Genomic DNA, 12,414 nt, shown 5'->3' with positions numbered 1-12,414 from the left:
TTCCCCGACGGCCGCCTGTTCGGGCACGCCGGTCTTGCCTCTCCTTTTCTTCCCGCGATTGCTACATGACCATCAAATCCGACAAGTGGATTCGGCGTATGGCCGAAACGCACGACATGATCTCGCCGTTCGAGCCGGGTCAGGTCCGTACGTCGGTCGACGGCCGCAAGCTTGTCAGCTACGGCACGTCGAGCTACGGCTACGACATCCGCTGTGCCGACGACTTCAAGATCTTCACCAATATCAACTCGACGATCGTCGATCCGAAGAACTTCGACGAGAAGTCGTTTGTCGATTTCAAGGGCGATGTCTGCATCATCCCGCCCAATTCGTTCGCGCTCGCGCGTACGGTCGAGTATTTCAAGATCCCGCGCAATGTGCTGACCGTCTGCCTCGGCAAGTCGACTTATGCGCGCTGCGGCATCATCGTCAACGTGACGCCGTTCGAGCCCGAGTGGGAAGGCTATGTGACGCTCGAGTTCTCGAACACGACGCCGCTGCCCGCCAAGATCTACGCGAACGAGGGCGTCGCGCAGGTGCTGTTCTTCGAAAGCGATGAAGTGTGCGAGGTCTCGTACGCCGACCGCGGCGGCAAATACCAGGGCCAGCAAGGCGTGACCTTGCCCAAGGCGTGAACACATAGCGTTCATGCGGGTCTGGTACGGTGCTTGCGCTCGTGCGGTACGGCTTCGCGGGCATCGGGCGCGCCTCGCGCGCACCGCACGCGGTTAGGGGTCAGGTTCGGCCCGGATTCGCGACGAAGTTGAATTGAAGTAGGAATCAGGCCCGCTCGCCGGGCCATCGTTTTTTGGAGCAGCGCTCATGAAGTTTCGCTTTCCGGTCGTCATCATTGACGAAGACTTCCGCTCGGAGAATATTTCGGGCTCCGGCATCCGTGCGCTAGCCGAGGCGATCGAAGGCGAGGGCATGGAAGTGCTCGGCCTCACGAGCTACGGCGACCTGACCTCGTTCGCCCAGCAGGCGAGCCGGGCGTCGTGCTTCATCCTGTCGATCGACGATGACGAGTTCATCACGGCTGACAATGGCAACGATGACGGTGAACTGGCGCTCGCGATCGTCGCCCTGCGCGCATTCGTCACCGAGGTCCGGCGCCGCAATGCCGATATTCCGATCTTCCTGTATGGCGAGACACGCACCTCGCGTCATATCCCGAACGACATCCTGCGCGAACTGCACGGCTTCATTCACATGTTCGAGGACACGCCGGAATTCGTCGCGCGGCACATCATCCGCGAGGCGCGCAACTATCTCGAATCGCTGCCGCCGCCGTTTTTTCGCGCGCTGACCCACTATGCGGCCGACGGCTCGTATTCATGGCACTGCCCGGGCCACTCGGGCGGCGTCGCGTTCCTGAAGAACCCGCTCGGCCAGATGTTCCATCAGTTCTTCGGCGAGAACATGCTGCGCGCCGACGTCTGCAATGCAGTCGACGAACTCGGCCAGTTGCTCGACCATACGGGGCCCGTCGCCGCGTCTGAACGCAATGCCGCGCGCATCTTCAGCGCCGATCACCTGTTTTTCGTGACCAACGGCACCTCGACGTCGAACAAGATCGTCTGGCATGCGACGGTCGCGCCGGGCGATATCGTGCTGGTCGACCGCAACTGCCACAAGTCGATCCTGCACGCGATCACGATGACCGGCTCGATCCCGGTGTTCCTGTCGCCGACGCGCAATCACTTCGGCATCATCGGACCGATCCCGCGCAGCGAATTCGAGCCGCAGAACATCCGCCGCAAGATTGAGGCGAACCCCTTCGCGCGCGAAGCGCTGGCGAAGAACCCGAAGATCAAGCCACGCATCCTGACGATCACGCAGAGCACGTATGACGGCGTTGTCTACAACGTCGAGATGATCAAGGACCTGCTCGGGGACCTGCTCGATACGCTGCACTTCGATGAAGCCTGGCTCCCGCATGCCGAATTCCACTCGTTCTATCAGGACATGCATGCGATCGGCGCGGGCCGTGCGCGGACCGGCGCGACTGTGTATGCGACGCACTCGACGCACAAGATGCTCGCGGGGATATCGCAGGCTTCGCAGATCCTCGTGCAGGACTCGGAGGGGGGCAACTTCGACAAGCATCGTTTCAACGAAGCGTATTTGATGCATACCTCGACGAGCCCGCAATACGCGATCATCGCTTCTTGCGACGTCGCGGCCGCGATGATGGAAGCGCCGGCGGGCACGGCCCTGGTCGAGGAGTCGATCGCCGAGGCGCTCGATTTCCGCCGCGCGATGCGCAAGGTCGATGCCGAGTACGGCGAAGACTGGTGGTTCAAGGTCTGGGGTCCCGAGCATCTCGCCGACGAAGGGATTGGCGACCGCGAGGACTGGATCCTCAAGCCGGGCGATCGCTGGCACGGTTTCGGCGATCTGGCCGAGGGCTTCAACATGCTCGACCCGATCAAGGCGACGATCATCACGCCGGGGCTCGAGATCGACGGCGAGTTCGGTGAAACCGGCATCCCCGCCGCGATCGTGACGAAATACCTTGCCGAGCACGGCATCATCGTCGAGAAGACCGGTCTCTATTCGTTCTTCATCATGTTCACGATCGGCATCACGAAGGGCCGCTGGAACAGCATGGTGACCGAGCTCCAGCAGTTCAAGGACGACTACGACACCAACCAGCCGCTCTGGCGCGTGCTGCCCGAGTTCGTCGCCCAGCACCCGGCCTACGAGCGCATCGGGCTGCGCGACCTCTGCGCGCAGATCCACAGCATCTACAAGGCCAACGACGTGGCGCGCGTGACGACCGAGATGTACCTGTCGGACATGGTGCCCGCCATGAAGCCAACCGAGGCGTACGCGAAGCTCGTGCACCGCGAGATTGACCGGGTGCCGATCGACGAGCTCGAGGGTCGGGTCACGAGCATCCTGCTGACGCCTTATCCGCCGGGCATTCCGCTGTTGATTCCGGGCGAGCGGTTCAACCCGATCATCGTGCGCTATTTGCAGTTCGCGCGCGAATTCAACGCACGGTTCCCGGGTTTCCATACGGATATCCACGGGCTCGTCGCGGAGATGGTCGACGGGAAGGTCGAGTACTTCGTGGATTGTGTGCGCGACTAAGGTTGGAACCGGCCCGGCTTCAGCCGGGCCGAGCCGTTTTCGAGCCCTGCGCGAGCCGGGTCTTTAGTCGGACCTCAGCCGAGCGCCTTGCGCGCTTCGGCGATGGCCGCCCGGACCCGTACCGGCGCGGTGCCGCCGATATGGTCGCGGCTTGCAACCGAACCTTCCAGCGTCAGATAGCCGAACACATCGTCGCCGAGCAGCGCGGCCGCCGAAGGCAAATCCGCGCGCAATTGCTCGAGCGACAGATCGGCGAGATCGATGCCGCGCGTCTCGCAGATCCGCACGGCGTGGGCGACGGCTTCATGGGCGTCGCGGAACGCGAGCCCGCGCTTGACCAGATAGTCGGCCAGGTCGGTCGCGGTCGCGAAACCCTGGAGCGCCGCGGCACGCATCGCATCGGCCTTGACGGTGATGCCCGCGACCATTTCCGCGAAGATCCGCAGGGTGTCGGCCACCGTGTCGACCGTATCGAACAACGGTTCCTTGTCTTCCTGGTTGTCCTTGTTGTACGCGAGCGGCTGGCCTTTCATGAGCGTCAGCAAGGCGACGAGATGGCCGTTTACACGGCCGGTCTTGCCGCGCGCGAGTTCGGCGACATCGGGGTTCTTCTTCTGCGGCATGATCGACGAACCGGTGCAGAAGCGATCCGCGAGATCGATAAAACCGACGCGCGGGCTCATCCATAGCACGAGCTCTTCGGAGAGCCGCGAGACGTGGGTCATCACGAGTGCGGCAGCCGCCGTGAATTCGATCGCGAAGTCGCGGTCGGAGACGGCATCGAGCGAGTTGGCGCAGACACCGTCGAAGCCGAGCGTCGTCGCGACCCGCAGGCGGTCGATCGGATAGCTCGTGCCCGCGAGGGCAGCCGCACCGAGCGGCAGGCGGTTCACACGCTTGCGCACGTCGAGCATGCGTTCGGCGTCGCGGCTGAACATTTCGAAGTAGGCGAGCAGGTGATGGCCGAACGTGACCGGCTGGGCGACTTGCAAATGCGTGAAGCCGGGCAGGATCGTCTCCGCGTGCTGGTCGGCCAGGTCGAGCAGAGCGCCGCGCAGCGTGCCGAGCAGCACGCCGATTCGATCGATCTCGCCGCGCAGCCAGAGGCGGATGTCGGTCGCGACCTGGTCGTTGCGCGAACGGCCTGTATGCAGGCGCTTGCCCGCATCGCCGATCAGCGCGGTCAGGCGCGCTTCGATGTTCAGGTGGACGTCTTCGAGATCGAGCTGCCATTCGAATTCGCCGCGCTCGATTTCCTCGCGAATCTGCTTCATGCCCTTCTGGATCATCGCGAGATCGTCAGTACCGATGATCTTTTGTGCGGCGAGCATGTCGGCGTGGGCGAGCGAGCCCTCGATATCGACGAAGGCGAGCCGTTTGTCAAAGAACACCGACGAGGTATAGCGTTTGACGAGCTCGGACATCGGCTCGGAGAAGCGGGCAGACCACGCTTCGCCTTTCTTGTGAAGTTGGGACGTCATCGTGAATGAAGTTAGGGCGCGGGGCGCGGGCTTGCGCGACAGGCCGGCGGCGCAAGCCGCCCGCCTGTCGTCGGGGTAGACGAATTATACCCATGCGGGCTCCGGCAACCGGCGCGCCGCGCGCCGGCAGGCCCTCATCAGCTCGCCTGCACCAGCTTGCCGGTATAGATCACCGGACCGGTCGGGCCGTTCGGGGTCTGTGAGCCGCCCGCTGGTTCGACGGAGACCACGAGCACGCCATAGTTCTGCGGCCGGTGCGCGACCTTGAAGGCCGCCGGGCCTTTCTTTGGCAAGACGCCGAGCGAGACCGGCGCGCCGCCCGAGGGGATACCCCAGAGCTCAAGGTCGTGGCCATCGGGTGCAGCCCTATCGCTGAGCCGGCGCAGCGTCACCGTGCTGTGCGCGTCGTCCCAGGTCACGAGCAGGGTCGAATTCGACTGGTCGTCGTGGAGCACGGAAACATAAGCGACACGCTGCTCGCCGGGTGCAGCCGCCAGCAGGGACGGCCTCACGGTATGCAGGGCGAAGGCGATCGAGATGATCGAGACCGCGAGCGCCACGCTCGAGAACGTGCGCCAGAAGCCGAGCGTGTCCCACCAGTGTTCGCCGGGGCGGGCCGGCGAGACCGGACGCGGCGACGTGCGCTCCAGGCGGCCGCGTGTTTCCGAGGCGAGGCCGAGACGGCCTTCGATCGCGAGCCAGACCGAGTCCGGCGGTTCGATTGCCGGGCCGAGTTCGGCCATCGTGTCGAGCCGTCGCTGCCAGCTGTTGATCGCCTGCCGCACGGCGTCGTTGCCGATCGCGAGAGCATCGAGGCGGCGTCTGGCGCGGCCTCGCAGGGTGCCGAGCGCATACTCGGCGGCGAGCCGGTCGAGCAGCTCGGGACGCTGGTGCAGATTCATGGCGCCCCCAGGCAGGACTTGAGTTTTTCGAGGCCGCCGCGGGTCCACGACTTCGCGGTGCCGAGCGGGACCCGCAGCGACGTGCAGATCTCGCTGTGACTCTGGTCGCGCAGGTAGGCGAGCACGATTGCCTGGCGCTGCTCGGGTTCGAGCCGCCCGAGGCAATGCGCGAGCTGCCGTGCTTCCTGGCTGTTTTCCAGCGCGCTGGGCGGGGCGAGTTCATTGGACGGCAGGATCTCGCCGGGTGTCTCGTCCCACTCGCCTTCGCCGTTCGCGCGAACCCGCCGCAAGTGATCGAGCGCCCGGTTGCGCACGATCGCGGCGAGCCACGTCATCGGGGCCGACAAGCTTGCCTGGTAGTCGCCGGCGTGTCGCCAGATTTTGACGTAGCTGTCTTGCAAGACGTCTTCCGCCCATTCCCGTTTGACCAGGATACGCAGCGCAAGGCCGAACAGTGTCGAGGAAGTCAGCTCATAGAGCGAGCGCAGTGCTGTCGGGTCGGAACCCTGAATGCGTTCGAGCAGGTCGGCAAGCGTGTCCGGCGTGGGTTCCAGGCGGGTCGCAGGCATAGATTGAGGTCGAGGATTAGTTGGCTCGGCTAATAGTAACCAAGAACTCGCCGGGAACGGCGGATGGTGGGTCATGCGCGTCCCCCGCACGGGTTTCGATCGTCATGCGAAGGGCTGCTCGAGGCCAGCCGCCCGTCTTGCCTTCATCCCTCCGGTACGGTGCGTGGAATCAGCGCGACCAGTTTGAGGTCCTCGCGCAGGGCCGGCGTCAGCGTGATCTGGTCGAAGCGGAGATGGCCGCGCACGGGATGGTCGAACTCACGCAGGCCGCCTTCGCGCTCGCCGACGTCCTGCGAACGCCAGAAAAGCGCGAACGCGTCGCTCGCCTTGAGCAAATTCTCGATCAGCGCGCGCGTCGGCTGGTCGGTCAGGTGGCGGCTCGAATCGGCGCGAAACTCGGCGACCAGCCGCCGGGCACGGGTCTCCCAGCCGACCACGAGGCGCCGCGCCGCCTCGCTTGTGAACATATAGCGCAGCAAGTTGTGATCGTCGTCCGGGGCGAGCCAGCCAACGAACAGATCGCTCGCATGCCCGTTCCAGGCAAGCGCGGTCCACTGTCGGTCGAGCACGTAGGCGGGTGCATCGAGCAGGGCGATGCTCGCGAGCAGGGCCGCGGGCGCGTCGCTCGTGCCCGGCGCGGGTTCGGCGGGATCGCGCAGGGCGGCCAGTTCGAACAGGTAGGCCCGTTCGGCGCGCGTCAGCCGCAAGGCCACGGCGATGCGCGCGAGCGCGTCGGGCGAGGCGGAGACGGGCCGGCCTTGTTCGATCCACGTGTACCAGGTCGGGCTTACGCCACACAATTGGGCGACTTCCTCGCGCCGCAGGCCCGGCGTGCGGCGCCGGTTGCCCGCCGGCAAACCGGCGGCATCGGGCGTCAGACGCTCGCGGTGCGCGCGAATGAAGTCGCCGAGCTCGCGGGCGGGGGAGCGCAGGATGTCGGCTTCTTGGGCGCCACGTGGCGCAGGGAACGAGGTCGGCGTGGGCATGGTAATTCTGATAACAGGATAAATGCTTGTCTTGTACCGGTAGCCGGCCGAGCCTATCGTACCGTTTCCTGCGCTGGCAGGCGAGCCGCGGAACGGGACACGGCCGCCGAAACCCCACCAGGCCGGATCCCACACAACAAGGAGAACACGATGGAACATCATTCATTGGTGGCCGACCAGTTCGGCGCGACGGCCGCTGCCTATCTGACGAGCGCGGTCCATGCGAGCGGGGCCGACCTGAAGACACTCGCCGCCGAAATTGCGGCGACACCGGCAGCGCGGGTGCTCGATCTCGGCTGCGGCGCCGGGCATGCGAGCTTTGCGGTTGCGCCGCATGCACGCGAGGTCGTCGCCTACGACATCGCTCAACCGATGCTCGACGTCGTGGCCGCCGCCGCGCGCGAACGCGGCCTCGCCAGCGTCACGACGCGCCACGGGCCCGCCGAGACGCTGCCGTTCGAAGCCGGGAGCTTCGACTGGGTGATCAGCCGCATGAGTGCCCATCACTGGCGCGATGTGCCGGCCGCGCTCGCGGAAGTCCGGCGCGTGGTGAAGCCCGGCGGCCGCGTGCTGTTCATCGACATCGCGGGCGCCGATCATCCGCTGCACGACACGCATATCCAGTCGGTCGAACTGTTGCGCGATGCCTCGCACATTCGCGACTACCGGGCTGACGAATGGCTCGCGTTTTTCACCCTGGCGGGGTTTGCCCAGGTGACGGTACGCGAACGTTGGCGCCTGCCGATCGAGTTCGCCGGCTGGGTCGCGCGGATGCGCACCCCTGCGTTGAATGTCGAGGCGATTCGTGCGATATGGGCCGTGGCGCCCGACGAGGTCAGGACCTATTTCAAGGTCCAGGCGGACGGCTCGTTCGAGCTCGATGCCCTGATGATCGAAGCGCACGCATGATCTGTTAGCGCTGCGATTACTGTTGAGATTCGCTTTTCCGGGAGGCCGGGACACGAGCCGTCGTTTCGTGTCCCGGCTTTTTCATTTTCTTGAAGAGTGATGCGTCTGAGTTCATTCGATCATGGATTCGCCGAGCTGGACTCCACGATTCCTACCGGTCGCCACCATTGTTCATTTTGGGATGGGGGAGTGATACCTGGCGGTATACAGGCAATTCGTATTTGGCGATAAGGGCGGTTCTGTGCAGCCTTTGCCCGCTAGAGTCGGACGTGATTTCTTGATCCACCTGACTTTTGCGAGGACTGCCGGATGAGACGTTGCCGGAACAATTTTGCATTGGGCCTGCGGGCGGCCCGTTTGGCGGCAAGTGCGATGTTGGGCTTGATCGGAGCGCCAACGGTGCATGCTCAGATCGTCCCCGACACGACGTTTAGTGGTCGGCCGACCATCAGCGAGGCAAGCAACGGCGTGCCGGTGATTGCGATCAACTCGCCTTCCAGTGCGGGCGTCAGTTTCAATGCCTATGAGGCTTTCGGAGTCGGTGAGGGCGGTGTGGTGTTCAACAATTCGACCCGGCCCGTGGGGACCGAACTCGCCTACAACATATCGCGGAATCCGAAGCTGGGTGAGCAGGCCGCTCGGATCATCGTCAGTGAAGTCAATGGCAGCCAGCCAAGCGTCCTGAGCGGCAAGATCGAGGTGGCGGGCGCGCGTGCCGATGTGGTCATTGCCAATCCGAACGGCATTGTCTGCTCGGGTTGTGGCTTTATCTCGACGGATCGTGTCGTGCTGACCACGGGGCACCGGGTGGACAGCGGGGACATCGAGATGGATGCATTCAACGTGACCCGAGGAGAGATCAACATCGAACGGCTCGTCGCGCCCGATCTCGCACAACTCGACCTGATCGGCCGCAAGGTCAAGATCAATGGCGAGCTTCGCGCGATGGACGTGAGGGTGATTAGCGGCGGGAATCGGATTCGCTATCTGTCGAAGCAGGAAAGGGCCGATGGGGCGGAGGAAGTGGAAATGATATTCATCGGGAAGGGTAAGCGTCAACCGAACGGGATCGACGTGGCCACACTCGGTGGTATCCATGCCAACAAGATCCGGCTGCTCAGTACTGAGAACGGTATCGGCGTCAGGGTGGCGGGCAAGCTCGCGAGTTCGGCCGGCGATCTCGAGATCGTGAGCGCAGACAGCTTGAACATGGAAGGGTCGTTGAGTTCGAGCGGTGCGCTAGTCATCAGGGCGGGTAGTTCGGCGAAAGTCGGCCCGCCGCCTGCTTCAGTTGCTGCCAATGGAAGTGGCGATGCAGGCGGGTCGCAGGTAGCCGGGGGTGACGGAACGGGCGGACTCCATGTGGTCGGCGAAGGTGTTGGAACAGGCGGATCGCAGGTGACCGGTGGAGGTGTCGGAGCAGGCGGATCACAGGTGGCCGGTGGAGGTGTTGGAGCAGGTGAATCGCAGGTAGCCGACGGCGGTGGTGGAACAGGCGGATCACCGGTGACCGGTGGAAGTGCTGGGGCCGGCGGGTCACAGGTGAGTGGCGGAAGTGTTGAAGCCGGCGTGCAGGCGGCCGGTGGAGGTGTTGGAACAGACGAATCACAGGTGTCGGCTGGAGGTGTTGAAGCAGGCGGGTCACCGGCGGCCGGTGGAGGTGTTGGAACAGACGAATCACAGGTGTCGGCTGGAGATGTTGAAGCAGGCGGGTCACAGGCGATCGGTGGAGATGCTGGAGGCGGCGAATCGCAGGTAGCCAGCGGAGGTGTTGGCACAGGCGGATCCCAGGTGGCCGATGGAGGTGCTGAAGCAAGTGGATCACCGATGGTTGGCGCAGGCTCCGGTGCAGAAGGCCCGCCAGTTGCCGGCGGTGGGGCCGAGGGCGCTATCCCGCCGCAGGGAAGGGGTGAAGCTGGTCACTTGGCCAAGGCGCCGGCCGAGATCGTCAGCGTGCTGCCGTCCAGCGCGATGCCGAACGAGCGAATGCAGGCGGCGATTGCGGCTTCTGAATCTGCCAGTACGCTCATCCAGCACTTTTCACAGATTCAATGGTTGCCCACGGGCTTGTCGTCATTGCTTCAGTATCTGACGCACGTCGGCGCGATCACTGCCAAAACCCGTCAGTCCTCCGCAAACGCCGGTCTGTTCACACTACCCCGGACCGCGCCCGGCACGACGATCGCGCGCGTGGACGAGAGCTTCAGGCAGCAACGAATAGCCAGCGAACAACTGCTGCCCGAGAGGCGCCGCCGTTCATACGATGCGAGCGATTTTGAACACGGGCATGACGTGATTTTGCATGGCGTGTTTTCGTCCTCGGCCGCGGGTCACGTCAATCATCTCACCTGGCCGGTCACCGCTGGCTCGCCCAGCTAGAGACCAGAACCCTTACCCGTTTTCCCCATACAGATTTCGAATACAAGGATTGCATATGAACCGAACGTGTCGACGCCGCGTGCGCGCTCGCGCCTCGTGCTCGCATGGCTTGACCGTCGCTTTCGGCATGGTGCTGGCGTGCGCGGTTGCGATGCCCGCATCCGCTATCGAATTGATCGAGCGTCCGAGACCCATGCTTAGACTGAACGCCATGGCGAACCCCGCTGCCGACGAGCAGCGCCAACGCGAACAGCGCGATGCCGAGGCGCGTGCCCGCACTCTCGATGAACCTGATGTGCGCGGCGACATTCCCGCGGATGAGGAGCTTTCCACCACGCCGCAATCGGGTCTCGAACCGGACTCCGCCTCCGGTCTGAAAACGGAGCCGGATCCGGCGGACTTCCCTGTCCTGCCGAAAGAGACCCCCTGTCTGCGCATCGCGCGCTTTGAACTCGCGGTGCCGGAGACGATGTCCGCCGCTGCGCACCGGGCCGGCGCATCGACGTTGCCGCAGGATCCCTTCGCTTTTGCCGCCGAATGGCTGGCCCACTACAACGGCCAATGTGTGGGAGAGCAGGCGATCAACACGCTGATTGCCGGCCTCACGCGCGAGATCGTCAAGCGCGGATATCTGACCACGCGAGTACGCATCCCGGAGCAGGGCCTCTCGAGTGGCGTCATGAAGATCGCCCTGACGCCGGGCACGATCCACGTGGTCCGTTTCACGGACGAGTCGACGCGCGCATCGTGGCGCAACGCCTTTGCGGGCCGTCCGGGTGATCTGCTCAAACTTTCGGATCTCGAACAGGCACTCGTCCAGTTCGAACAGGTGCCGGGGCAGACCGCGGATATCTCGATCGCGCCTGCCGAGGAGATGGGGCAAAGTGATGTGCTCGTTACGCTGACCCGCAGGCGGCCCTGGCGGCTCAGTGCGGTGATCGACAATGGCGGCAGCTATGCGACCGGCAAGGTGCTCGGCACGCTCGGCGCGAGTCTCGACAATCCGCTCGGCATCAACGACCGCTTGAGTGCCTCGTTCAGCCACGACCTGATGTTCGGCCAGCGTGCCCAGGGTTCGTATGGCTGGAGCGGGTTCTATGCCGTTCCCCTGGGGTACTGGACGACCTCGCTGAGCGGCTGGGGCAGCCACTACTACCAGCGGATCTCCGGACACAATTCGTCGTTCGTGTCGAGCGGCCAGTCGGAAAACGTGGAGTGGCAGCTTGCGCGCAACGTACTGCGTTCACGCACGATGACGCTCGGCCTCGAATTCAGACTCGGCAAGCGATTCGGCCAGGGCTTTATCGAAGACTTCGAGCTCAGGAGCCAGCGTCGCAACAATACCTACGTGCAGTTCGGGGTGAACCATCGTTACTACTTCGGTGCGGCGCGCCTCGATGCGGCGCTCTCGTACCGGCAGGGCGTCCCCTGGCTCGGCGCGCGAAACGATCCGGCCGGTTTCCGTGCGACCTATTTCTATCGGATGGGCCTGCTCGATGCGAACCTGCGCGTGCCGTTCGCACTCGGCACGCGCCCGTTCTTTTACACGTCCGCATTTCATGGCCAGACGACCGGCAACAGGCTGTTTCGCGTCGACGATATCGCACTGGGCACGCGTTGGAGCGTGCGAGGTTTCGACGGTGAGGAGATCCTGAGTGCCGAGCGCGGATTCTACTGGCGCAACGACCTTGCGGTGCCACTCGGTCGCAGCAGTCATGCACTTTATGTCGGGGTCGACTATGGCCAGCTCTATGGTCCGAACACCCACTATCTGCGCGGCACGCGCCTGGCGGGTGCCGTGCTTGGTGTGCGCGGCGTGGCCGGGTCGCAGGGCGGGGCAAGCCGCGCCGCGGCGGCGCTTCCCGCGCAGTCGGACCGGGGCATGAAAGGCGCGGCGCCGGTCACCGGCCAGGCAGGCGCGGTGTCGGCGACGGCGGCATCGCCGGGCGCCGAAACGGGGTCCGGTTTCACGTCGGCATCGCTGCCGGGCGTGCTGACCTATGACCTCTATGCGGGCGCGCCGGTCTGGAAACCGGAAGGCTTCCAGACCGCGAACCTCACGGTCGGCTTCCAGCTCGCCTACTGGTACTGA

General features: G+C 64.4%; 9 protein-coding genes. 5 read left to right on the top strand and 4 right to left on the bottom strand.

The window, feature by feature from the left end; translation table 11 throughout:
* The first annotated feature begins 65 nt into the window (after positions 1-65).
* Entirely contained in the window at positions 66-635 is a 570-nt protein-coding gene (gene dcd, locus HV670_RS00420) for a dCTP deaminase (protein WP_175102663.1), read from the top strand.
* A 187-nt stretch (positions 636-822) separates the two neighbouring features.
* Positions 823-3,096 (top strand): arginine/lysine/ornithine decarboxylase, encoded by a 2,274-nt coding sequence (locus HV670_RS00415; RefSeq protein ID WP_175102662.1) that lies wholly within the window; start codon positions 823-825, stop codon positions 3,094-3,096.
* 74 nt (positions 3,097-3,170) lie between these two features.
* Here HV670_RS00415 and argH read toward each other — a convergent pair whose 3' ends face one another.
* The 4 genes from argH to HV670_RS00395 form a co-directional block, all read right to left on the bottom strand.
* Positions 3,171-4,577, bottom strand: a complete 1,407-nt coding sequence (gene argH, locus HV670_RS00410) for an argininosuccinate lyase (protein ID WP_175102661.1) — start codon at positions 4,575-4,577, stop codon at positions 3,171-3,173.
* A gap of 137 nt (positions 4,578-4,714) precedes the next feature.
* Positions 4,715-5,479 (bottom strand): anti-sigma factor, encoded by a 765-nt coding sequence (locus HV670_RS00405; protein ID WP_175102660.1) that lies wholly within the window; start codon positions 5,477-5,479, stop codon positions 4,715-4,717.
* A complete protein-coding gene (locus tag HV670_RS00400; RefSeq protein WP_175102659.1) occupies positions 5,476-6,048 on the bottom strand; it encodes an RNA polymerase sigma factor in 573 nt (190 codons plus the stop codon). The genes HV670_RS00405 and HV670_RS00400 overlap by 4 nt, the downstream gene beginning before the upstream one ends.
* Before the next feature lie 143 nt (positions 6,049-6,191).
* The gene (locus tag HV670_RS00395; RefSeq protein ID WP_425511370.1) at positions 6,192-7,040 is read right to left on the bottom strand and encodes a helix-turn-helix transcriptional regulator; all 849 of its coding nucleotides are present in this window, start codon (positions 7,038-7,040) and stop codon (positions 6,192-6,194) included.
* Between the two features lie 144 nt (positions 7,041-7,184).
* Between HV670_RS00395 and HV670_RS00390 the strand changes: the two genes are divergently transcribed.
* The 3 genes from HV670_RS00390 to HV670_RS00380 all read left to right on the top strand — a co-directional run bounded on the left by HV670_RS00390 (position 7,185) and on the right by HV670_RS00380 (position 12,414).
* Complete coding sequence (locus HV670_RS00390) at positions 7,185-7,943, top strand: class I SAM-dependent methyltransferase (RefSeq protein ID WP_175102657.1); 759 nt, start codon at positions 7,185-7,187, stop codon at positions 7,941-7,943.
* A gap of 399 nt (positions 7,944-8,342) precedes the next feature.
* On the top strand, positions 8,343-10,322 hold the full coding sequence (locus HV670_RS00385; RefSeq protein WP_175102656.1) for a filamentous hemagglutinin N-terminal domain-containing protein: 1,980 nt from the start codon (positions 8,343-8,345) through the stop codon (positions 10,320-10,322).
* A gap of 55 nt (positions 10,323-10,377) precedes the next feature.
* A complete protein-coding gene (locus HV670_RS00380) occupies positions 10,378-12,414 on the top strand; it encodes a ShlB/FhaC/HecB family hemolysin secretion/activation protein (protein WP_175102655.1) in 2,037 nt (678 codons plus the stop codon).

Source organism: Pararobbsia alpina (assembly GCF_902859895.1).
Lineage (GTDB): Bacteria > Pseudomonadota > Gammaproteobacteria > Burkholderiales > Burkholderiaceae > Pararobbsia > Pararobbsia alpina.
Note: the sequence above shows the minus strand (reverse complement) of the source record. Positions and strands in the feature narration are given on the sequence as shown.